The sequence below is a fragment of the Tabrizicola sp. genome, assembly GCF_034366665.1.
GTDB lineage: Bacteria > Pseudomonadota > Alphaproteobacteria > Rhodobacterales > Rhodobacteraceae > Tabrizicola.
In genome coordinates this window covers 1-21,058 of the sequence record NZ_JAXMMF010000069.1, presented here as the reverse complement: position 1 = coordinate 21,058, position 21,058 = coordinate 1, and the positions used below count along the sequence as shown (strand labels likewise).

The following is a 21,058-nucleotide window of genomic DNA, read 5'->3' as shown; positions in this document are numbered from 1 at the left end:
CCCTTACCCCCTGTGGTCGCTGTGGCTGCCTGCGATTGTCTGTTCCCTGATCGCTTGATGATCCCAGTCGATCCCCAGGCCCGCCACCTCGGGCGGGTGGGCCAGTCCGCCCCGGATATCCAGGCGGGACCGGGTGATCGGATCAAGCTGCGGGATGTATTCCAGCATCCATGAATTCGGGATGGCGCAGACCAGGCTGACGTGCAGCTCCATCAGGAAATGCGGGCAGACGGCGATGTTCATCGCCTCGGCCATATGCGCAACCTTGAGCCAGGGCGTGATGCCGCCCACGCGCGCCACATCGACCTGCACGATGCTGCAGGCCCCCGCGCGCACGTAATCGGCGAACTGGCCGGGGGAATAGAGGCTTTCGCCCACCGCAATCGGCACCCGGCTTTGCGCCGCAAGGCGCACGTGTCCCGCCAGGTCGTCTGCGGGCATCGGTTCCTCGAACCAGGTGATCCCGACCTCGGCCAGCATCTGGGCGCGGAGCATCGCCTCGTGGAAATGGAACGCCTGATTGGCGTCGACCATCAGGCGGAAATCGTCGCCCACCGCCGCGCGGACAGCTGACAGGCGCGCACGGTCCTGCGCGAGATGGGGCTTGCCGACCTTGACCTTGGACCCGGCAAAGCCTTGCTCCTTCACCCGGATCGCATCCTCGACCAAAGCCTGCGGTTCGATATGCAACCAGCCGCCTTCGGTGGAATAGAGCGGGATCGCCGGTTTCGCGCCACCCGCCAGACGCCACAAGGGCAGGCCCGCGCGCTTGCAACGCAGGTCCCACAAGGCGGTGTCGATGGCGGCCAAGGCCAGCGAGGTGATCGCGCCCACGGCGGTGGCATGGGTGGCGAAGAGAAGGTCGCGCCAGATCGCCTCGATCTCTTCGGCTTCGCGCCCGATGAGGCGCGGCACCAGGGTTTCGCGCAGCAGGCTGATGACCGCCGGGCCGCCCGTGCCGATGGTATAGCTGTAGCCGGTCCCCACCGCCCCATCGGCATCGGTGATCGTGACGAGCGGGGTTTCCTGACTGACGAACGACTGGATCGCATCGGTGCGCCTGACCATCGGCACCAGGTCGACCATCCGGATTTCGACATGGGTGATCCGTGCCATTCAGGCCACCCTCACCGATTTGCCGGTCGCGGCATCGAACAGATGCGCGCGGTCCAGCGCCAGCCGGAAGGTCAGCACCTCGCCCGGGGCGACGATGCGGGGACCGTAAAGCTTGGCCTGCACCTCCTGCCCCGCCAGCCGGGTGTAGATCAGGCTTTCCATCCCCAGGGGTTCGGCCAGATCGACCTTCAGCGCCACCTCGGCGCCCGGTCCATCCTGAGAAAGGCCGTGACCCACGGGAGAGATGTCGTCGGGCCGGATGCCCAGTTGCACCGCCATGCCGTCGCGCACGTAGTCCTTGAGGCGGTCGGGAACGGGAACGCCGGTGCCGTCGGCCAGGCGCACGGTCGCGCCCTCGATGGTGCCGGGCAAAAGGTTCATCGGCGGGCTGCCGATGAAGGTGGCGACGAAGGTGGTGACGGGGTGGTTGAACACCTCCATCGGGGTGCCGACCTGTTCGATATGGCCGTCCTTCATCACCACGATCCGGTCGGCGAGGGTCATCGCCTCGACCTGGTCATGAGTCACATAGACCACCGTAGTCTTGACCTTCTGGTGCAGCTTCTTGATCTCGGCCCGCATCTGGCCACGCAGCTTGGCGTCCAGGTTCGACAGGGGTTCATCGAACAGGAACGCATCCGGGTTGCGCACGATGGCGCGGCCCATCGCCACCCGCTGACGCTGGCCGCCCGAAAGTTCGGCAGGCGTTCGGTCCAGCAGCGGGGCAAGGCCCAGAATATCGGCGGCCTCGGCGACTCGCCGGGCAATCTCGTCCGGGGATTGCCCCGCGATCTTCAACCCGAAGCCCAGATTGTCGCGCACGTTCATGTGCGGGTAAAGCGCGTAGTTCTGGAACACCATGCTGATGTTGCGCTTCCTTGGCGGCAGGTCGTTGACCACCTGGCCGCCGATCCTGACCAGCCCGCCGGTGATATCCTCAAGCCCCGCGATCATGCGCAGGGTGGTGGACTTCCCGCAGCCCGAGGGGCCGACCAGCACGACGAACTCCTGATGCGCAATCGCAAGGTCGATGCCGTGGACGACGCCCACGGCACCGTATTTCTTGACCACCTTTTCCAGCGTGATGTCTGCCATGTCTTATCCTTTCACGCCGCCGAAGGTCAGTCCGGCAATCAGGTGTTTCTGCACGATGAAGGTCAGGATCAGCGCGGGGATGATGATGATCACCGCCATCGCGCACATGCCGGCCCAGTCGATGGTGAACTGCGCGGTAAAGTCCAGAAGGCCGACCGGCAGGGTCTTGCTGTCGGTGGACCGCGTCAACTGGCTGGCCAGCGCAAACTCGTTCCACGAGGTGAGAAACGCGAACACCCCCGCCGCCGCGATGCCGGATTTGGCCAAGGGAAATTCGATCTTCCAGAAGGCCTGCCAGCGGGTGCAGCCATCGACCTGCGCCGCCTCGGACAGGGCCGTCGGGATCTGGCGGAAAAAGCCGTCGATCAGCCAGATGGTGAAGGGCACGTTCAGGGACACGTAGACGATGATCAGCCCCAGCTTGGTGTCGATCAGGCCCAGCTTGCTCCACATCATGAAGACCGGCAGCGACAGGGCGATCCCCGGCACGGCGCGAAACAGCATCAGGCCAAGGAAGATCCCGCCCTTGAAGCGGAACCGGTAGCGGGCGAAGGAATAGCCCCCCGCGACCCCGATGATCAGCGCGATCACGGTCGAGGTCAGGGCGATCACCAGCGAGTTGGTGAAGTAGCTGACGACCGGGATGCCGACCTGTTCGGCGCCAAAGCCGAAGATCTTGCCAAAGTTGTCCAGCGTCAGCTCTTCGGGAATCCAGACCGGCGGCTTTGCCAGGATCTCGCGGTTGGGCCGGAAGGCCGACAGCACGACCCAAAGCCCCGGCAGGCACATCACCAGCATCAGAACGAAGGTTGCCAGCCATAGCGCCACCTTCTTGGCCTGTTTCGAGGCACGGCTTTCGACGGACACGGTCATTCGACGCCTCCCATGTAGCGGCGCGCCGCAACCAGCTTGCGATAGAAATACCAGGTGAACAGGACTGACAGGACGGTCGAGACATAGGCCATCGCATTGGCCTCACCCATCTTCGCCTCGTCATAGCCGGTCCGGGCGACCAGGGTCCACAAAAGCTCGGTCCGCCCGGCAGGGCCGCCGTCGGTCATCACGGCAACCAGATCATAGGCGCGGGCGATGTCCAGCGACCGGATCGCCATGGCGATATAGGCAAAGGGCATCAGGAAGGGCAGGGTGATGTGGCGAAAGACCTGCCAGCTGTTGCAGCCATCGACCTTTGCCGCCTCCAAGGGATCGCGCGGCATGGCGAAAAGGCCGGCCAAGAGCAGGATCGCAAAGACCGATGTGCTCATCCAGACTTCGGCCAGCGTGATCGAGAACATCGCCAGCTGCGCATCCACCAGCCAGGGGATCGCCTGATCGGTCACACCCAGCGATTGCAGGGCGTTGTTCACCACGCCGATATGGTCGTTGAACAGGAACTTGAACTGAAAGCCGACCAGGATCGGCGAGAACATCATCGGGAACATCATGATGGTGCGAAGGCCGCGCTGGCCCCAGGTGATCCTGTTGATCAGAAGCGCGATGCCCAGGCCCAGCACAAACTCCAGGTTGATGGCCACGGTCAGGAACAGGATGGTGCGCAGGAAGGCCGCCCAGAAGTCCCAGTCTCCGAAGATGCGGATGTAATTCGTCAGGCCGATGAAGTCGTAAAGTGTGCTGGGTTTGGTCAGCTTGTAGGGCGTCAGCGAGGTCCACAGCGAAAAGACCAGCGGCAGGGCGACCACGAACAGCATGGTCGCAATCGCGGGAAACAGCAGCAGGAACGGCGCCATTTCGCCGCGTCGCGTGGTCAGGGCACGGATCATCTGGGAAAGCCTTCGGGAATAAGGGTGGCGCGGAAGGGCAAGCAGCCTTCCGCGCCAGGGTCGCTTAGTTGTAGCCGGCGTCCTTCATGATCTGCGCCGCATCGGCCTGTGCCGCGTTCAGCGCGTCGGCGGCGGTCATGTCGCCCACCATCGCGGCCTGCAGCTTGGGCCAGAGGACGTTCGACACCTCGATCCACTCCGGGATCAGCGGCGGGGTGAAGGCGTCTTCGGCCATTGACGCCTGGAAGGTCTTCATCGTCTCGGCCGAGAAGGTGTTTCCAGCGGCTTCGAACTCGGCGATGGCGTCGACCCAGACCTGGGTGCGGGTCGGCAGCAGGCCCTTGCGGGCTTCGACCATCTGGTTGTCGTAGCTGGTCAGGAAGGTCAGGAACGAGGCGGCGGCCTCCTTGTTGTCACAGCCTTCCGTGATCGAGAAGCTGTGGCTGCCCGACCAGCCGGTCCGTTTGCCGCCCGACCCCTTCGGCGCGCGGATCAGACCGACGTTCCCCGCAACCTTGGAGTTGGCCGGATCATTGAAGTACGACGACCAGCCGCCCCAATCCAGGTTCATCGCGATGGAGCCAGACCCGAAGCCAAGGCCGGTGTCATCCCAGGTATAGTTCGGAACGCCCGCAGGCACGGCCTTTGCGGCATAAAGATCGACGAAGAACTGCAGCGACTCGATCCCGGCGGGCGAGTTGAACGTGGGCACCCAGTTCTCGTCGAACATCGCGCCGCCATTGGCGACCAGCATCTCGTAGAAGCGGCCGGTGATCGCCTCGTCCTTGCCGACGAACTGGAAGCCGTAGAAGTCCGGCGGGTTCGAGAAGAACATCGCCTGATCTTTCACCTGCGCCCAGGTTTCCGGCGGGGCAAGGTCATAGCCGTACTTCTCCTTGAAGGCGGCCTGCTTCTCGGCGTCCTCGTAAAGCGACTTCTGGTAGAAGAAGTTCGACACGTCCGAATGGCGCGGCAGTTGCACAAGGCGACCGTCGACGGTCGAGTGCTGCAGCATCAGCGGCACGAAGGCGGCAAGGTCTTCGGGCGCGATCAGCGGGGTCAGATCGGTGTAGATCTCGCCATATTGCGGGGCGAAAGAGGTGTGGTTCGACCCCACGCACCAGTCCAGCGTCCCCGCCGCGATGTCCTGCTTGATCTCCTTGTCCAGCTCGAAGTGGTTCTTCGAGGACACGATCTCGACCTTGGCCCCCGTCGCGGCTTCCCACTTCGGGATCTCGGCATAAAGCGGCTCGTACTGCGCGCCGCCGATCAGCTTGACCCGCAGCGTATAGCCGTCGAACTTGCCGTAGTCCTGCGCCAGCGCGGGCAGGGCCAGGGTGGCAAGGGCGGTGCCCAGTGCCAATTTGACCGTCAGTTTCATTGGTCTCTCCTCCCAAAGAGGGCGCATCCGCGCCCGTTGACGTCTTCAAGTGGCGGAGGCCCGCCGCTTGTCTTCCTGTCCAAAGCGGTCCCCATGCAGACCGAACTCCTGGATGATCGCCTCTCGGTCCTGTCCCAGATCGGGGGCCGCGCGGGGGCTGGTCAGGGCCGCGCCGTCGATCCGTAGGGGGCCCCGCAGGGTGGCAAGGCTCGCGGTCGGTCCGCTGATGTGCTGGACCATCTTCAGCCGCCTGAACGCGTCCGACGCCATCAGCCCCGGCCAGTCCAGCACCTCGGCGCACCAGATGTCGGCGGGCTGCAGAAGCGCCAGCCAATGCGCCGTGTCCTTGGTCGCAAGACCTGCCGCGATGATCGCCTTGATCGCGTCGCGGTCGCGCATGGCCTGCCGCGGATCGTCGAACCAGTGCTCCAGCCCGGACAGGCCCAGCAGGGTTGCCAGCCGCTCCAGCGACGGGGTCATCGCAAGCGCCAGCCAGCCATCGGCGGTCCGGTAGACCCCGTAAGGCGCGCCCAGATAGGCATGAGCGCCGTTCACCGCCGACCGTTGCGGCAGTCGCCCGCCGTCGTTCAGATGGGTGGTCAGGACCTCGAACTGGAAATCCAGCAGCGCCTCCAGAAGCGAGGTCTGCACCAGAGCGCCCTCTCCGCTGCGGGCCTTGCGGACCAGGGCCGCCAGCACGCCCTGCGCCAGCGCGTTGCCGGCCATCATGTCCGCGGCGGCCAGTCCCATCGGCATCGGTGGATCGCCAGCCGAGCCGGTCAGCCACAGAAGGCCCGACCGCGCTTGCGCCAGCAGGTCCTGGCCCGGCAGATCGACCCAGGGCCCATCCTCGCCATAGCCCGAGATCGACCCGTAGACGACACCGGGGTTCAGCGCGCGCACGTCCGCATAGCCAAAGCCCTGCCGTTCGATCACGCCGGGGCGGAAGTTCTGCAAGACCACATCGGCGCGGGTGACCAGATCGCGCAGCATGGCGCGGTCTTCTTCGTTGCGCAGATCGGCGGTGAAGCTTTCCTTGTTGCGGTTGATGGCGTGAAAGAGGCTGTTGGTGCCGCCGATCTCGGTGTCCGACAGATAAAGCGTGCGGCACAGATCGCCCTGGCCCGGGCGTTCGATCTTGATCACCCGCGCGCCCAGATCAGCCAGCTTCAGGCTGCACAGCGGCCCCGACAGGAACTGGCTGAAGTCGATGACAAGGATACCGTCCAGGGGAAGGGTCATGCGCGGCTTTCCCGGTATGCGGCGTCAAGGGCGGCAAGGGTGGCGGCCTCGGTCGCCTCGCCCCGCAGGCAGGCATGCAGGATGTCGCCCGCGCGGTCCTGCAGGGCCATGTAGCCGTCATAGCGTGGGCGCAGCCAGGCGGTCTCCAGCGTCTGGCGGGTGTTGCGGAAGAAGTTCCCGGTCAGGGCGTTGCAGGTGTCATCCTCCCAGGCAGCAGCATGGGCGGGCTGACCGCCGGACGCGGTGAACAGCCCCTTCTGGCAGTCGGCGCCAGCGATCCAGAAGGCATAGTCCACCGCGATCTCGGGGTGCTTCGTGTAGGCGGAAACCGCGATACCCGTGCCCCCCAGAACCGTGCCGCGCGGGGTGGGCTCGGCAATGCCGGGCGCATCGTGGAAGGCTAGAGGATGGGGGCAGAAGCCTGGGCGGGAATAGTTGGTGTAGCCGTAGCCGAAGGGCGAATAGGCGGGGGCATCCGCGCTGCGCCCCATCCATTCGTAGATGCCGATCGGGTCCAGTGTCAGGCAGCGCGGGTCGACCAGCGCCACGATCTCGCGCATCAGCCCCAGGACATGCGCGGCTTCCGCGGGCGCAATCAGGTGCTCCGGCCCCTCGGCCACGTCATGGCCAAGGTTCCGGGCCATCCCGAAGAAGGTCATCAGCGCGTTGATCGGGATCAGCGCAAAGCCGACCCGGCCCGCGCGGGCCAGGTCCAGCACCTCGGCCCAAAGCTTCGGGGCCTGCCCCAGAAGATCAGGCCGCAGGCAGGCCACGGGCGTTGCCGTGTCGATCGCCAGCGACCACTGCCGCCCGGCGAAAGTGTAGGACGGATGCGACAGCCCGACCGAGCCTGCGGCCAACGCCGCCATTTCGGCATCGCGCAAACCGTCCAGCGGCAGCAGGTTCCCCTGCTTGGCCACCTCGCCCACATGGGGGTGGTCGATGACCATGAGGTCGTAGGTCTCGGCCATCTCGGAAATCGGGCGGTCGGCAAAGGCCTGCAGCGACCGCTTTTCCCAGGTGATCGTCACGCCGGGATGCGCGGCTGCATAGGCGGCCGAGGTCGCGACCATCGGGTCATACCCGCGCGCATGGTCCCAGGTCATGCCGCGCAGGTTAACCACGGCCCGTCTCCTTTTGCGCCATGCTGGCGCGGGCGGCCTCCTTTTGCGCCATGCTGGCGCGGGTGGCCTCCTTCGCGGCCATCGCGGCGCGGGCCTGATCGGCAAAAGGGGCAGGGTCCTTGTACAGCGCGGTCAGCAGGTGTTCGGCGTAAAGCACCAGCTCGCCCTCGCCCTTGTAGACCGAATAGCTGACCTTCAGCTTGCCCATCGTCTCGTTGTGGACAACCTTCGAAAGGTTCTCGCGGATGGTGTAGATCGTGTCGCCGATGAAGACCGGCTTGATGAACCGCAGCCGGTCATAGCCATAGGAAAACGAGTTCAGGCAGTTCGTCGCCGCCAGCCCCAGCCCCAGCGAGAACACGAAGGCCCCCGCCACCAGACGGCGACCAAAAACCCCTTCCTCGACCGCGAAACGTTCGTCCGAGACATAGGGGTGGTGGTCCATCACCAGGCTGTTGAAGGCCATCGACTCGCCTTCCGAGATGGTCCGGCGGATCGAGCGGATTTTGTCGCCGATCTCGAAATCCTCGAAATACCAGTTCTCGGCATTCCAGACGGGAATCGCGGCGTGCGCCTCGGGCAGGCCGGGCAAGCCTCTGGAATGTATGCCGATCTCTGCCATGCGCCCCCCCCCCGAAGCATTGGCTTTGCGTGGCGTGGCAAAGCCTGTTTCACCCAAGCATGGCGGCGTGTGTTTCACTTGTCAAAGGTATTTTCATATGCAAAATAGCGTCAGGGGGAGACGCCGATGGAAGTGCCGCAGTACTTTGAAGACTATGCCATCGGGGACAGCCGCCGGACGCTGGGCCGCACGATCACCGAAACCGATATCGTGGTGCATGCCGGCCATTCCGGCGATTTCTTCCCGCATCACATGGACGCCGAGTTCTGTCGCACCCAGCCTTTCGGTCAGCGCATCGCGCACGGGACGATGACCTTTGCCATCGGGATCGGGCTGACGGCCACGCAGATCAACCCCCATGCGATGACCTATGGCTATGAGCGGCTGCGCTTTCCCAACCCGGTCTTCGCGGGCGACACGATCCGCACGACGGTGACCATCGGACGCAAGGCCGACGACGCGAAACGTCCGGGCCACGGCCAGGTGGTCGAAATCTGCGAGACGCAGAACCAGCACGGCAAGACGGTGATGTACTGCGAACACATCCTACTGGTCGCGAAAAGGCCGTCACCATGATCGAGACCTTTGCCCAGGACTGGCCCGCCCCCGCCCATCCCAAGCCTATCGTCATCATCGGCGCGGGCGGCATCGTGCGCGATGCCCATCTGCCCGCTTATGCCAAGGCGGGGCTGACGGTATGCGGCGTCACCGATCTGGATATCGCCCGCCGTGAAGCCTTGGCCCGGGATTTCAACATCCCCCAGGTGTTTTCCAGCGTGGCAGAGGCGGCCAAGGCCTGCGGAACCTCGGTCATCTACGATGTGGCGGTGCCCCCGGATGCGATCACCCGAATCCTGCCGGACCTGCCCGACGGGGCGGCGGTGCTGATCCAGAAGCCGATGGGGGCGGACCTGGGCCAGGCCCGCGCGATCCGCCAGCTGTGCCGGGACAAGCGGCTCAAGGCCACCGTCAACTTCCAGCTCCGGTTCTCGCCGATGATGATGGTCGCGCGGCAGGCGGTTCAGGGCGGCGTGATCGGCGACCCGCTGGAGCTTGAGGTGCATCTGAACATCTTCACGCCCTGGCACCTGTTTCCCTTCCTTTTGCCCATGCCAAGGGTCGAGCTTCTGGTTCATTCCATCCACTACCTTGACAGCATCCGCGCCGTTTTCGGGACGCCCAAAGGGGTCTTTGCGCGATCCTTGCCCGATCCGCGCGCGCCGGGGCTGGCGCAGACCCGCACTTCGGTCCTTCTGGACTATGGCGACCTCAGGCGCGGGGTGATGAGCATCAACCACAACCATCAGGGCGGGCGGAAATTCCAGTCCGCCTGGTTCCGCATCGAAGGCACCACGGGCGCGATCATGGTCAAGCTGGGCGTCTGCTTCGACTACCCGAACGGCGAGGCGGACGAGCTGTGGTTCTGCCCGAACGGAGGCGACTGGCGGCAGGTGCCCTTGACCGGCAGCTGGTTCATCGAAGCCTTCATGGGACCGATGCGCAACCTGCAGCGCTTTGACGCGGGCGAGGATGCGCAGCTTTTCTCTGGGGTAGAGGACGCCTTCCAGACGATGGCGCTGGTCGAGGCCTGCTTTGACGCGATGGCGCAACCTGGAGTCGCTTTGCAGGCTGACTAGCCGTCTCGGCCGCGGCTGAAGCTTTCATCCGAAAGGGCGCCCACCACCCCGCCCCCCACGCTTTGGGTCAGACGGGCGGCACAGTCGATGGTGGCGACACAGCAGTCCGAGAAGCTGATCGGATCGCCGAACCGTTCAATGTGCGGCACCGTCAGTGCGGCGATGGCGTGTCCGGTGTGGCCGATGATCGGGGCCGAGATGTTCACCACGCCCCTGACCACGAAGCTGTCGACAATCTCGTGCCCGCGAAGCCGGATCGCTGCCAGATCCTCCTGCAACTGCGCCAGGGTCATGCCTTGCGGAAGCGGTGTGCGCGCCAGCATCTCGGTCAGGGCCTCTTCTGTCTGGAAGGCCATCATCACCCGACCGGACGAGGCGCGCCAGACATCGACCCGCGTGCCCAGCCGCACCGACATGACATGGCGGGCCGGCGGGTCCACCTGCCCGACGATCAGCACCGACTCCTCGGCCAGAACGGCAAGATGCACCGACTGGTTGATCCGCTGCGCCAGCGTCCGCATCATGGGGGCGGCGGCGGTGGTCAACCGGCGGATCAGGGGCGTGCGCTGCGCGATCTCGAACATCAGGGTCGTCAGGACATAGCGGTCGGTGCCGGTATCAAAGGCGATGTAGCCGCGGTCCTGCAGCACGACCAGCATCCGGAAAATCTCGGACACCGAACGCCCCAGGACCCGTGCGATTTCGGCCTGGGTCAGCCCGGCGTCCGACCGCGACAGAAGCTCGAGGATGTCGAGACCCTTCTCCAGGGCCGGAGCCGTGTACTTCGGAGTTCGTGCGTCCATTGCCGCCTCGGCGAATTTTACCTATGAAAATTGCTAGGCGAATTTTGCCGGATCGTCCATTCCCAATTCAGAAGGCGTGCAGGGAATCAGGTGCCGCAGTGCGAGCGGACCATCCGGTCCGCCTGTCGTCCCGGTCCCGGATATAAATGGACCTGCAAGCCACGGGGAGGCTTGCAGGTCCGGGCCAGCGCGAGGGGGTCGACGCCGGCCAGTAGCCCGCAACAGGGACATTGCGGGGTCAGGTGCGCGAAGGGTAAATTCCCTCCAGTGCGATAATATAATTTACGCAAAGGCTTGGCGGCATGTTGCCATGCGGCTGGCCGCCTTTGGTCAAAGCGATGGACAGGGGCTTTTGCGACAGCGTCGGCCCACTGGTTTCGGAATGGATGTGTGACCGCGAAGGCATGTCGCCCTCCCCGCGGTCGAAAGCACTGGGAACATTGGCGACAACAAAGTCATGGTCGTGCGGCGCCGCCTGGCCGGCCGTTAGCGTGACAGTCTCACCCCCGAAGGTTTCGCCGGGGGAGCGCGGCGAAAGCCCGGCACCGGACCCGGCGTGGACGGGAACCCGTCCGCGCAAATCCGGCAACCGGAAGCTGGTCAGCCCGTCGCCGCCATAGGTCGTGCCCAGCAGCGAATAGAGTGCCGAGTACCGGGCAATCTCCAGCGACTGGCCGTTACAGAACGCCCAGCCCCTCGGCTCGAAGTTGCCTCCGAACAGAATGATCGACCCGAGCAAGGGTTCCATCGCATCCGCACCGTTTCATCTCGGCCACCAGATGCGGCTGACCGATGACGTGAAGCTAGCCGCGCAGGGGTGCGCCCATCTGTGTCAAAACGCACAGAAGCGGCCCGGCCTTCATCTTTTGGTTGCGCCGGGGGCGGTTTGGGGCGGTGTGCCCGAGCCGCCCCCCGGCCCTTTTCCGCGCCTGCACGAGGGCTGAAGAGATTGGCCCGAAGGGGCCTTCGCTTTCCGCGCGATCTGGCCCGGTCGAATCCTTTGAAGTTGCAGCGAATTGGCCATTTTGAAGCCGCACGAACTAGGTTACCGTGAGGGCAGGCTTGGGAGAAATTCGCTGATGCCGAAAGGGGATGTCGAAAGCGGCGGCGTGTGCAGTCGGGTGACGACTGGGTTGATCGGCCAGCCCCGGAAGGCCCTGGCGTGCACCCCCATGGTGGCCTCATGAGCCTTGATTCCCTTTTGTCTTATGACCTGCCGCTTTTCCAGGGACTGTCAGCAACGGACTTGGCCGGGATCGAGGTGCAGTTCACCGAGCGCCGCCTTGGCCCGTGGGAGATTCTGTTTCACCAGAAGGACCAGAGCCGCGACGTCCACTTCCTGCTCTCTGGCACGCTGATCGCGTTGTACTGGACGACAGACGGGCGCGAGGTGATCTTCACCCGCTTCGGCCTGGGCGCCCATTTCGGCGAGCTTGCCACGCTGGATGACGGGGACCGGTCCCTTGCCGTCGTCGCCCGCAGCGAGGCAACCGTGCTGACCCTGCCCGGGGCCGTTTTCCGCCAGCTCTTCGACCAGATCCCGACCTTGCGGTGGCGCATCACCCACGGACTTGTCGCCCGCATCCGCGCGCTGACCGCCCGGAATCTGGAGCTGACCACCTACAGCGTCGAACAGCGTGTCGCCTCATACCTTTTCGGCCTGGCGGTCGACCGTGGCCAGCTGCGCGCCGGGGGGGTGATCACCGAGGCCCCGACCCACGCCGAGATCGCCGCCACCATCGGTTCCAACCGCGAGATGGTCAGCCGGATCATGAGCGCCCTGGCCAAACGCGGCGCGATCAAGACGGCCCGGCAAAGGATCGAACTTCTGGACCCCAAGGTCCTGACGGCCGAGTTCTAGGGACTCCTCGTCGTGCGCCTTCGGCTTCTCCTCGGTTCATCAGCGAGGAGAAACGAAGTGCACGACGAGCCTAGCCCGCCACCTGCACGCCGGTCTCCCAGGCTTCACATTTCCGCATCAGGTCGGCGGGCAGTGCGATGTCGGTAAAAAGCGTGGTGATTTCGGACAAGGATGCCAGCCGCGCAGGGGCGGACCGGTCCAGCTTGGAATGGTCGCAGACCAGATAGGTCCGCCGCGATTGCTGGATGATCGCCTTCGACACCCGCACCTCGGCCAGGTCGAAGTCCAGCAGATCGCCGTCCCGGTCCAGAGCCGAAACGCCGATCACCGCGTAATCCACCTTGAACTGCTCGAAGAACTGCGTCGTCAGCTCGCCCACCAACCCTCCGTCGGTCCGCCGTAGCGCACCGCCCGCGACCACGATCTCGCAGCCGGGATTGGCGACCAGGATATTCGCCACGTTCATGTTGTTGGTGATCACCGTGATGTTCCGATGCCCCAGAAGCTCGCGCGCGACGGCTTCCGTGGTGGTGCCCAGGTTCAGGATCAGGCTGCAATTGTCGGGGATCGTCGCCGCACAGGCCCGCGCGATGGCGGCCTTCGCGCCCTCGTTCATTCGCCGCCGGGCCTCGTAGCCGATGTTGGCAACCCCGGTCCGCAGCACCGCCCCGCCATGCACCCGGTCCAGGTGGCCCGCATCCGCAAGATCGGAAAGGTCGCGCCGGATCGTCTGCAAGGTCACGTCGAACCGCTGGGCCAGATCCTCGACCACCACACGGCCCTCGGCGCGGGCGAGTTCCAGGATCTCGGTCTGCCGGAAGTTCAGCGCCACGGTTCGGTTCCCTTCGCATTCCGCGTTTTCGCTTTCTGCCATGCCGATGGCCCCCTGTCAGCGGAAATTTCGCTTTCGTCGCCGCGCGGTATTTTGCGTTTGCAGCAAATTTTGCTGCAAGTGCGCGATTGCCCTGCCACAAATGTTCGTTTTTCGCGAAAACGCGCAAAAGCGAAAAATCCTGTTGACGAAGCCGTGACAAACATCGCAGCTTCTTGCCCGGGGGAGGACCCGGACAGTGACGAACGGAACCGCAGGGGTTGTATCCGACCTCTTCATCATCGGCGGCGGCATCAATGGCTGCGGCATCGCCCGCGACGCCACCGGGCGTGGCCTGAGCGTCACTTTGGCCGAACAGGGCGATCTTGCCCAGGGCACCTCCTCGGCCTCGACCAAGCTGTTCCACGGCGGGTTGCGCTACCTGGAATATTTCGAGTTCCGGCTGGTCCGCGAGGCGCTGGAGGAACGCGAGACGCTGCTGGTCGCCATGCCGCACATCAGCTGGCCGATGCGCTTTGTGCTGCCGCTGTCGCCGGACATGCGGTTTGAAAGCGAGACGCCCACCTCGCGGCTGCTGCGCTGGGTGATGCCCTGGGCCAAGGGTCGCCGCCCGGACTGGCTGATCCGCCTGGGCCTTTACCTTTACGACACGATGGGCGGCCGCAAGATCCTGCCGGCGACCCGCACCTTGGACCTGACCCGCGACCCGGCTGGCAAGCCGCTGAAGGACAAGTTCCGCAAGGCTTTCGAATACTCCGACTGCTGGGTCGAGGATTCCCGGCTGGTGGCCCTGAACGCCCGCGACGCCGCCATGCGCGGCGCGCGCGTCATGACCCGGACCCGCGTCACCAGTGCCGAACGCCGTGACGGTCTGTGGCATGTGACCACCCAAGGCCCGCATGGCACCGAACACCACCAGGCCCGCGCCTTGGTCAATGCGGGCGGCCCCTGGGTCGAGGACGTGATCCGCAACGTCGCCCGCATCAATTCGTCGGAAGGCGTCCGGCTGGTCCGCGGCAGCCACATCGTGACGAAACGGCTGTTCGACCACGACCGCTGTTACTTCTTCCAGGGCGCTGACGGCCGTATCATCTTTGCCATCCCGTATGAGCAGGACTTCACCCTGATCGGCACGACCGACAAGGACCACACCGGCGCGCCGAAGGATGTCCACTGCACGGATGAAGAGCGCGACTACCTGCTGGCTTTCGCGTCGCAGTACTTTGCCAAGCCCGTGACGAAGGACGACGTGGTCTGGACCTATTCCGGGGTGCGCCCGCTGTACAACGACGGGGCCAAGTCGGCGACGGCGGCGACGCGGGACTATGTCCTGTCCCTTGACCAGACCGGCGCGCCGCTTCTGAACGTCTTTGGCGGCAAGATCACCACTTACCGCCGTCTCGCCGAATCGGCGCTGGCGAAGCTGGCCCCGTTCTTCCCGCAGGCCAAGCCCGCCTGGACCGCCCGCGTCCCGCTTCCGGGCGGGAACTTCCCGCATGATGGGGTGGCCGCGCTGATCGCCAGCCTGAAGGCCGCGCACCCGTTCCTGACCGACTACTGGGCCGCCCGCCTGGTCCGCGCCTACGGGACCGAGGCGGCGACGATCCTTGGCAACGCCACCACGGCCGAGGCGCTGGGCCAGGATTTCGGTGCCACCCTGACCGAGGCCGAGGTGCGCTGGCTTATGGCCCGCGAATACGCGGTATCGGCGGCGGATGTCGTCTGGCGCCGCTCCAAGCTTGGCCTGCGGATGACCGCGGACCAGATCGAACGACTGGACCGCTTCATGGCACACGATGTCGGAGCGGACGCTGCACGGGCTGTCAGCCCGGCGGCGGAATAGGGGGAACGGGATGACGCTGGAACTGCAGGGGGTCTCACGCTCGGTCGCGGGCAGGGTGCATATCCACCCCACCGACCTGACGCTGAAGAACGGCACGATGAATGTGCTGCTGGGGCCGACCCTGTCGGGCAAGACCAGCCTGATGCGGCTGATGGCTGGTCTCGACAAGCCCACCACGGGCCGCATCCTGTGGGAGGGGAAGGACGTCACCGGCGTCAAGGTCCAGGCGCGCCACGTCGCGATGGTCTACCAGCAGTTCATCAACTACCCCGGCCTGACGGTCTATGAAAACATCGCCTCGCCCCTGCGCCTGATGGGCAAGCCGCAAGCCGAGATCGACCGCGCCGTTCGCCAGACCGCCGAGATGCTGCGCCTGACGCCCATGCTGACCCGCAAACCGCTGGAACTTTCGGGCGGCCAGCAACAGCGCTGCGCCCTGGCGCGCGCGCTGGTCAAGGGCGCGGGGCTTGTGCTTCTGGACGAACCCCTGGCGAACCTGGACTACAAGCTGCGCGAAGAGCTGCGCATCGAAATCCCCCGCATCTTCGAGGCCTCGGGTGCCATCTTCGTCTACGCGACCACCGAACCGGAAGAGGCGCTCCTTCTGGGCGGCAACACCGCGACCCTGTGGGAGGGCCGCGTGACCCAGTTCGGCCTGACGCCGCAGGTCTACCGCCTGCCCGAAGATGCGACCACCGCCCGCGTCTTCAGCGACCCGCCGATGAACTTCGTCCCCGCCCGCAAGGAAGCCGGTCGGCTGACCTTTGGCGAAAGCGCCCATGTCCCGGCGACCGGGCCGGGCTATCATCTGCCCGACGGCACATATATGGCCGGGTTCCGCGCGAACCACGTCACCTTGAACCGCCATTCCGGCGACGCGGTCGAATTCCGCTGCACCATCGGCGCGACCGAGATCACCGGGTCCGAGACCTTCCTGCACCTCGACCACGGGGCGGACCGCTGGGTGGGCCTGGTTCACGGCGTGCACCCGATGTCGGCGGGCACGGCCTGCTCCGTCTACGTCGATCCGGCGCATGTCTACCTGTTTGATGATACGGGCCGCCTTGCCGCGCCCGCCCCTTATGCGATGGCGGCCTGACATGTCCCGGATCACGCTTTCCAACCTTGCCCACAGCTACCTTGCGAACCCGACCAGCGACGCGGACTTTGCGTTGAAGGAAATGGACCATGTCTGGGAAGACGGCGGGGCCTATGCGCTGCTGGGTGCCTCGGGCTGCGGCAAGACCACGCTTCTGAACATCATCTCAGGGTTGGTGCGCCCGTCGCAGGGCCGCGTCCTGTTCGGTGACCGCGACGTGACCGACGCCGCGACGACCGAGCGCAACATTGCCCAGGTGTTCCAGTTCCCGGTCGTCTACGACACGATGACGGTCCGCGACAACCTGGCCTTTCCCCTGCGCAACCGGGGAATGGACCCCGCCTACATCGCCAAACGCGTCGACCAGATCGCGAAGATGATCGGGATGGAGGACCGCCTGAACCGCAAGGCGCGTGGCCTGACCGCCGACGCCAAGCAGAAGATCAGCCTTGGCCGCGGCATGGTGCGCGAGGACGTGAACGCGATCCTCTTCGACGAACCGCTCACCGTGATCGACCCCCACATGAAGTGGGAATTGCGCACCCAGCTCAAGGACCTGCACCGCGAGTTCGGGCATACGATGATCTACGTGACGCACGACCAGACCGAGGCGCTGACCTTCGCGCAGAAGGTCGTCGTGATGCACGAAGGCCGCGTCGTCCAGATGGGCACGCCCGAGGAGTTGTTCGAGACCCCGGCGCATACCTTTGTCGGCTACTTCATCGGCTCGCCCGGCATGAACCTTCTGGACGCCGAGATCGCCGGGTCCGAGGCGCGCCTGCAAGGCGTCTCGGTGCCACTGGGTGCGGGTTACGGGCCAACAACGGGCCGCACCCAGATCGGCATCCGCCCGGACTATGTGACGATCTCGGATGAAGGCCTCCCCGTCACCGTCAAACGGGTCGAGGACGTGGGCCGCCACCGCATCGTCCGGGCCGAGTTCCAGGGCCAGCCCCTGAACGCGATCCTGCCCGAAGGGACCTCCGTCCCCGCCGACCCCCGCGTCGCCTTCGCGCCCGGCAAGATCAACGTCTACGCCAACGACTGGCGCATCCAGCCTGTGGGGGCCTGAGCGATGGAAAAGACCCAGAATAACAAGGCCTGGTTCCTGGTCCTGCCCGTGCTGGTGCTGGTGGCCTTCTCGGCTGTCCTGCCGCTGATGACCGTCGTCAACTACGCGGTCAACGACACCTTCGGGAACAACGAATTCTTCTGGGCCGGGCTTGAGTGGTTCGAAGAGATGGTCACCTCTGACCGCCTGCACGAGGCGTTGGGGCGACAGATCCTGTTCTCGCTGATCATCCTGGCGATCCAGGTGCCGCTGGGCATCTTCATCGCGCTGAACATGCCGAAATCAGGCTTCTGGGCCAGCTTCTGCCTTGTGCTCATGGCGTTGCCGCTGCTGATCCCCTTCAACGTGGTCGGCACGATCTGGCAGATCTTCGGCCGCGTCGACATCGGGCTTCTGGGTCACACGCTGGCCGCGATGGGCATCGATTACAACTACACCAACGATCCCCTCGACGCCTGGATCACCGTCGTGGTGATGGACGTCTGGCACTGGACCTCGCTGGTCGCCCTTCTGTGCTACGCGGGTCTGCAGTCCATCCCCCAGGCCTACTACCAGGCCGCCAAGATCGACCAGGCGACGCGCTGGTCCGTCTTCCGCTACATCGAACTGCCGAAGATGAAGGGCGTCCTTCTCATCGCCGTCCTGCTGCGCTTCATGGACAGCTTCATGATCTATACCGAGCCTTTCGTCCTGACCGGCGGCGGCCCCGGCAACTCGACCACCTTCCTGTCGATCGACCTGGCAAAGATGGCCACCGGCCAGTTCGACCTTGGCCCCGCCGCTGCCTTCTCGATCATGTACTTCCTGGTCATCCTGTTGATCTCATGGGTCTTCTACACCGTCATGACCAACCTTGACCGCGAGGAGAACCGCTGATGCGCTTCCGTTCCAACGCCGTCGTGATGACGATCTATCTCTTGTTCCTGCTGATCCCGATCTACTGGCTTCTCAGCATGAGCCTGAAGACCAACACCGAGATCCTGGGGACCTTCACCCTTTTCCCGCAGGAGCTTACCTTCCGGAACTACATGGTCATCCTGACCGATCCGTCGTGGTACATGGGCTACGTCAACTCGATGATCTACGTGACGATGAACGTCGTCATCACGATCACCGTGGCGCTGCCTGCGGCCTATGCCTTCAGCCGCTACAGCTTCATGGGCGACAAGCACCTGTTCTTCTGGCTGCTCACGAACCGCATGGCCCCGCCCGCCGTTTTCGCGCTGCCGTTTTTCCAACTGTATTCCGCGATGAACCTGATCGACACGCACATCGCCGTGGCCCTGGCGCATTGCCTTTTCAACGTGCCGCTGGCGGTCTGGATTCTGGAGGGCTTCATGCGCGGCGTCCCGAAGGAAATCGACGAAACCGCCTATATCGACGGCTACAGCTTCCCGCGCTTCTTCGTGAAGATATTCATGCCCCTGATCGCCAGCGGCATCGGCGTCGCCGCCTTCTTCTGCTTCATGTTCTCGTGGGTGGAGCTTCTCCTCTCCCGCACCCTGACCACCACCGACGCCAAGCCCATCGCGGCCACCATGACCCGCACCGTGTCAGCGTCCGGCATGGACTGGGGAGTGCTGGCCGCCGCCGGCATCCTGACCATCGTGCCGGGGGCCCTGGTGATCTACTTCGTCCGCAACTACATCGCCAAGGGCTTCGCCCTGGGAAGGGTGTGACATGACCCAGACCCGCTGGACCCCGATCTACCTTACCCTCGCCGCGATCATGGTGGCGATCCTTGCCCTGATCCTCTGGGCAGTCCCCGTCGACGAGGATGGCGTGCGCGAATGGACCGGGCAGCTGATCCCCGGCTTCTGGATGGCCTGGACCTTCCCGGTGGCGCTTTTCTTCTGGTGCATCGCCGCACTTCTGATCATCATGACGCTGCTGGCGATCCGCTTTCCCGAAACCCCGCGCGTCGGCATCCTGCGGATCGAAACCACGCGGGGCGACCGGCTTTTCATCACCCTTCTGGGCACGGCCTTCATCCATCTTGGCTGGCTCTTCTTCGCGGGCCCCGACATGCTGTGGGGCGCGCTTATCCTCTCCCTCGCCTATGCCTTCGCGGTCTTCCGCTGGGTGTAAGGGGGCAACGACGGCCCTGGGGCGGGCAAGGAGACCGGCCCGGGGATAAAGAACTGAAACGTCTCAACATTCTGGGAGGAATCACATGAGACTTCGTTCCACCGCAACGGCGATGGCGCTTGCGCTGATCGCCATGCAGGCCCCCGCCTGGGCCGACATCGAGGCGGCGAAAGCCTTCCTTGATGCCGAAATCGGCGACATGTCGACGCTGGACCGCGCCGGCCAGGAAGCGGAAATGCAGTGGTTCATCGACGCCGCCGCACCGCTGGCCGGCATGGAGATCAAGGTCGTCTCCGAAACCATCACCACGCATGAATACGAAGCCAAGGTTCTTGCCCCGGCGTTCACCGCGATCACCGGGATCAAGGTCACGCATGACCTGATCGGCGAAGGCGACGTGGTGGAAAAGCTGCAGACGCAGATGCAGTCGGGTGAAAACATCTATGACGCCTACATCAACGACAGCGACCTGATCGGCACCCACTGGCGCTATCAGCAGGCCCGCAACCTGACCGACTGGATGGCAGGCGAAGGTGCGGCCTTCACCAACCCGAACCTGGATCTCGCCGACTTCATCGGCACCAAGTTCACCACCGCGCCGGACGGCAAGCTTTATCAGCTTCCCGACCAGCAGTTCGCCAACCTCTACTGGTTCCGTTACGACTGGTTCAACGACCAGAAGACCAAGGACGACTTCAAGGCCAAGTATGGCTACGACCTGGGCGTCCCGCTGAACTGGTCCGCCTACGAGGACATCGCCGAGTTCTTCACCGGCCGCGACATGTCCTATGCCGGTGGCCCGGCGACCGGCGTCTATGGCAACATGGACTACGGCAAGAAGGACCCGTCGCTGGGCTGGCGCTACACCGACGCGTGGATGTCGATGGCCGGCATGGGCGACGTGGGTGAACCGAACGGCCTGCCGGTCGACGAATGGGGCGTCCGCGTGAACGAAAACTCGCAGCCCGTCGGGTCCTGCGTGGCGCGCGGCGGTGCGACGAACGACGCGGCTGCGGTCTATGCCGTGACCAAGGCGATCGAGTGGCTGCAGAAGTACACGCCTCCGGAAGCCCAGGGCATGACCTTCGGCGAAGCGGGGCCCGTGCCAGCCCAGGGCAACATCGCCCAGCAGATGTTCTGGTACACCGCCTTCACCGCTGACATGGTCAAGGAAGGTCTGCCCGTGATGAACGAGGACGGCACGCCCAGCTCGTAGCCGTACTTGGCCTTGAACTTGTCCTTGAGGTCCTTGCGCTCGAAGAGGTCGGCGCGGAACCAGTAGAGGTTGGCGAACTGCTGGTCGGGCAGTTGGTAGAGCTTGCCGTCGGGCGCGGTGGTGAACGACTTGCCGATGAAGTCGTCGATGTCGATGTTCGGATTGGTGACGTCCTTGCCCTCGTTGGCCATCCAGTCGGTCAGCGAACGGGCCTGCTGGTAACGCCAGTGGGTGCCGATCAGGTCG

Annotated in this window: 20 protein-coding genes and 1 pseudogene; 10 read left to right on the top strand and 11 right to left on the bottom strand. The window is 64.7% G+C overall.

Annotation, left to right across the window (positions count from 1 at the left end; genetic code table 11):
- Positions 1-3: 3 nt before the first annotated feature.
- The 8 genes from U1E69_RS09540 to U1E69_RS09505 all read right to left on the bottom strand — a co-directional run bounded on the left by U1E69_RS09540 (position 4) and on the right by U1E69_RS09505 (position 8,361).
- On the bottom strand, positions 4-1,116 hold the full coding sequence (locus tag U1E69_RS09540; RefSeq protein ID WP_322244150.1) for a mandelate racemase/muconate lactonizing enzyme family protein: 1,113 nt from the start codon (positions 1,114-1,116) through the stop codon (positions 4-6).
- The gene (locus U1E69_RS09535; protein WP_322244149.1) at positions 1,117-2,211 is read right to left on the bottom strand and encodes a sn-glycerol-3-phosphate ABC transporter ATP-binding protein UgpC; all 1,095 of its coding nucleotides are present in this window, start codon (positions 2,209-2,211) and stop codon (positions 1,117-1,119) included. It abuts the gene before it with no gap.
- Positions 2,212-2,214: 3 nt separating this feature from the next.
- Positions 2,215-3,084, bottom strand: coding sequence for a carbohydrate ABC transporter permease (locus U1E69_RS09530; protein ID WP_322244148.1), 870 nt, complete (start codon positions 3,082-3,084; stop codon positions 2,215-2,217).
- Positions 3,081-3,992: a sugar ABC transporter permease gene (locus U1E69_RS09525; RefSeq protein ID WP_322244147.1), complete on the bottom strand. Its 912-nt coding sequence runs from the start codon at positions 3,990-3,992 to the stop codon at positions 3,081-3,083. The genes U1E69_RS09530 and U1E69_RS09525 overlap by 4 nt, the downstream gene beginning before the upstream one ends.
- Before the next feature lie 64 nt (positions 3,993-4,056).
- Positions 4,057-5,373 (bottom strand): sugar ABC transporter substrate-binding protein, encoded by a 1,317-nt coding sequence (locus U1E69_RS09520; RefSeq protein ID WP_322244146.1) that lies wholly within the window; start codon positions 5,371-5,373, stop codon positions 4,057-4,059.
- Positions 5,374-5,418: 45 nt separating this feature from the next.
- Positions 5,419-6,615 carry a CaiB/BaiF CoA-transferase family protein gene (locus U1E69_RS09515; RefSeq protein ID WP_322244145.1) on the bottom strand — a complete coding sequence of 399 codons (1,197 nt, stop codon included), beginning with the start codon at positions 6,613-6,615 and terminating at the stop codon, positions 5,419-5,421.
- Positions 6,612-7,739 carry a carbohydrate ABC transporter substrate-binding protein gene (locus tag U1E69_RS09510; protein ID WP_322244144.1) on the bottom strand — a complete coding sequence of 376 codons (1,128 nt, stop codon included), beginning with the start codon at positions 7,737-7,739 and terminating at the stop codon, positions 6,612-6,614. The genes U1E69_RS09515 and U1E69_RS09510 overlap by 4 nt, the downstream gene beginning before the upstream one ends.
- The gene (locus U1E69_RS09505) at positions 7,732-8,361 is read right to left on the bottom strand and encodes a MaoC family dehydratase (protein ID WP_322244143.1); all 630 of its coding nucleotides are present in this window, start codon (positions 8,359-8,361) and stop codon (positions 7,732-7,734) included. The genes U1E69_RS09510 and U1E69_RS09505 overlap by 8 nt, the downstream gene beginning before the upstream one ends.
- A gap of 126 nt (positions 8,362-8,487) precedes the next feature.
- On the opposite strand from U1E69_RS09505, the gene U1E69_RS09500 reads away from it, so the two are divergent.
- Both U1E69_RS09500 and U1E69_RS09495 read left to right on the top strand, forming a co-directional pair.
- Positions 8,488-8,937, top strand: coding sequence for a MaoC family dehydratase (locus U1E69_RS09500; RefSeq protein ID WP_322244142.1), 450 nt, complete (start codon positions 8,488-8,490; stop codon positions 8,935-8,937).
- The gene (locus tag U1E69_RS09495; RefSeq protein WP_322244141.1) at positions 8,934-9,998 is read left to right on the top strand and encodes a Gfo/Idh/MocA family oxidoreductase; all 1,065 of its coding nucleotides are present in this window, start codon (positions 8,934-8,936) and stop codon (positions 9,996-9,998) included. Before U1E69_RS09500 ends, U1E69_RS09495 begins: the two co-directional genes overlap by 4 nt.
- Here the strand turns inward: U1E69_RS09495 and U1E69_RS09490 are convergent.
- Both U1E69_RS09490 and U1E69_RS09485 read right to left on the bottom strand, forming a co-directional pair.
- Positions 9,995-10,801 (bottom strand): IclR family transcriptional regulator, encoded by an 807-nt coding sequence (locus tag U1E69_RS09490; protein WP_322244140.1) that lies wholly within the window; start codon positions 10,799-10,801, stop codon positions 9,995-9,997. The two genes, U1E69_RS09495 and U1E69_RS09490, sit on opposite strands and share 4 nt — an antisense overlap.
- A gap of 238 nt (positions 10,802-11,039) precedes the next feature.
- Positions 11,040-11,549, bottom strand: a complete 510-nt coding sequence (locus U1E69_RS09485) for a phage tail protein (RefSeq protein WP_322244139.1) — start codon at positions 11,547-11,549, stop codon at positions 11,040-11,042.
- 435 nt (positions 11,550-11,984) lie between these two features.
- On the opposite strand from U1E69_RS09485, the gene U1E69_RS09480 reads away from it, so the two are divergent.
- A complete protein-coding gene (locus U1E69_RS09480) occupies positions 11,985-12,662 on the top strand; it encodes a Crp/Fnr family transcriptional regulator (protein ID WP_322244138.1) in 678 nt (225 codons plus the stop codon).
- Between the two features lie 70 nt (positions 12,663-12,732).
- Here the strand turns inward: U1E69_RS09480 and U1E69_RS09475 are convergent, their stop codons facing one another.
- A complete protein-coding gene (locus tag U1E69_RS09475; RefSeq protein ID WP_322244190.1) occupies positions 12,733-13,494 on the bottom strand; it encodes a DeoR/GlpR family DNA-binding transcription regulator in 762 nt (253 codons plus the stop codon).
- A 238-nt stretch (positions 13,495-13,732) separates the two neighbouring features.
- On the opposite strand from U1E69_RS09475, the gene glpD reads away from it, so the two are divergent.
- From glpD to U1E69_RS09440, 7 genes and pseudogenes are all read left to right on the top strand, one after another.
- Entirely contained in the window at positions 13,733-15,337 is a 1,605-nt protein-coding gene (glpD, locus tag U1E69_RS09470; RefSeq protein WP_322244137.1) for a glycerol-3-phosphate dehydrogenase, read from the top strand.
- 10 nt (positions 15,338-15,347) lie between these two features.
- Complete coding sequence (locus U1E69_RS09465) at positions 15,348-16,436, top strand: ABC transporter ATP-binding protein (RefSeq protein ID WP_322244136.1); 1,089 nt, start codon at positions 15,348-15,350, stop codon at positions 16,434-16,436.
- Between the two features lies 1 nt (position 16,437).
- Positions 16,438-17,508 carry an ABC transporter ATP-binding protein gene (locus tag U1E69_RS09460; RefSeq protein WP_322244135.1) on the top strand — a complete coding sequence of 357 codons (1,071 nt, stop codon included), beginning with the start codon at positions 16,438-16,440 and terminating at the stop codon, positions 17,506-17,508.
- A gap of 3 nt (positions 17,509-17,511) precedes the next feature.
- Positions 17,512-18,384, top strand: a complete 873-nt coding sequence (locus tag U1E69_RS09455; protein ID WP_322244134.1) for a sugar ABC transporter permease — start codon at positions 17,512-17,514, stop codon at positions 18,382-18,384.
- Complete coding sequence (locus tag U1E69_RS09450; RefSeq protein WP_322244133.1) at positions 18,384-19,187, top strand: carbohydrate ABC transporter permease; 804 nt, start codon at positions 18,384-18,386, stop codon at positions 19,185-19,187. The genes U1E69_RS09455 and U1E69_RS09450 overlap by 1 nt, the downstream gene beginning before the upstream one ends.
- 1 nt (position 19,188) lies before the next feature.
- A complete protein-coding gene (locus U1E69_RS09445; RefSeq protein ID WP_322244132.1) occupies positions 19,189-19,596 on the top strand; it encodes a DUF2160 domain-containing protein in 408 nt (135 codons plus the stop codon).
- 85 nt (positions 19,597-19,681) lie between these two features.
- Positions 19,682-20,803 (top strand): annotated as a pseudogene (locus U1E69_RS09440) (carbohydrate ABC transporter substrate-binding protein); the annotation flags it as partial.
- Positions 20,804-21,058: the final 255 nt, after the last annotated feature.

What these genes read in the sequence shown, in the direction of transcription:
- U1E69_RS09540 (WP_322244150.1), bottom strand. Translation starts at nt 1,116, where the DNA reads ATGGCACGGATCACCCATGTCGAAATCCGGATGGTCGACCTGGTGCCG.
- U1E69_RS09535 (WP_322244149.1), bottom strand. Translation starts at nt 2,211, where the DNA reads ATGGCAGACATCACGCTGGAAAAGGTGGTCAAGAAATACGGTGCCGTG.
- U1E69_RS09530 (WP_322244148.1), bottom strand. Translation starts at nt 3,084, where the DNA reads ATGACCGTGTCCGTCGAAAGCCGTGCCTCGAAACAGGCCAAGAAGGTG.
- U1E69_RS09525 (WP_322244147.1), bottom strand. Translation starts at nt 3,992, where the DNA reads ATGATCCGTGCCCTGACCACGCGACGCGGCGAAATGGCGCCGTTCCTG.
- U1E69_RS09520 (WP_322244146.1), bottom strand. Translation starts at nt 5,373, where the DNA reads ATGAAACTGACGGTCAAATTGGCACTGGGCACCGCCCTTGCCACCCTG.
- U1E69_RS09515 (WP_322244145.1), bottom strand. Translation starts at nt 6,615, where the DNA reads ATGACCCTTCCCCTGGACGGTATCCTTGTCATCGACTTCAGCCAGTTC.
- U1E69_RS09505 (WP_322244143.1), bottom strand. Translation starts at nt 8,361, where the DNA reads ATGGCAGAGATCGGCATACATTCCAGAGGCTTGCCCGGCCTGCCCGAG.
- U1E69_RS09500 (WP_322244142.1), top strand. Translation starts at nt 8,488, where the DNA reads ATGGAAGTGCCGCAGTACTTTGAAGACTATGCCATCGGGGACAGCCGC.
- U1E69_RS09495 (WP_322244141.1), top strand. Translation starts at nt 8,934, where the DNA reads ATGATCGAGACCTTTGCCCAGGACTGGCCCGCCCCCGCCCATCCCAAG.
- U1E69_RS09490 (WP_322244140.1), bottom strand. Translation starts at nt 10,801, where the DNA reads ATGGACGCACGAACTCCGAAGTACACGGCTCCGGCCCTGGAGAAGGGT.
- U1E69_RS09485 (WP_322244139.1), bottom strand. Translation starts at nt 11,549, where the DNA reads ATGGAACCCTTGCTCGGGTCGATCATTCTGTTCGGAGGCAACTTCGAG.
- U1E69_RS09480 (WP_322244138.1), top strand. Translation starts at nt 11,985, where the DNA reads ATGAGCCTTGATTCCCTTTTGTCTTATGACCTGCCGCTTTTCCAGGGA.
- U1E69_RS09465 (WP_322244136.1), top strand. Translation starts at nt 15,348, where the DNA reads ATGACGCTGGAACTGCAGGGGGTCTCACGCTCGGTCGCGGGCAGGGTG.
- U1E69_RS09460 (WP_322244135.1), top strand. Translation starts at nt 16,438, where the DNA reads ATGTCCCGGATCACGCTTTCCAACCTTGCCCACAGCTACCTTGCGAAC.
- U1E69_RS09455 (WP_322244134.1), top strand. Translation starts at nt 17,512, where the DNA reads ATGGAAAAGACCCAGAATAACAAGGCCTGGTTCCTGGTCCTGCCCGTG.
- U1E69_RS09450 (WP_322244133.1), top strand. Translation starts at nt 18,384, where the DNA reads ATGCGCTTCCGTTCCAACGCCGTCGTGATGACGATCTATCTCTTGTTC.
- U1E69_RS09445 (WP_322244132.1), top strand. Translation starts at nt 19,189, where the DNA reads ATGACCCAGACCCGCTGGACCCCGATCTACCTTACCCTCGCCGCGATC.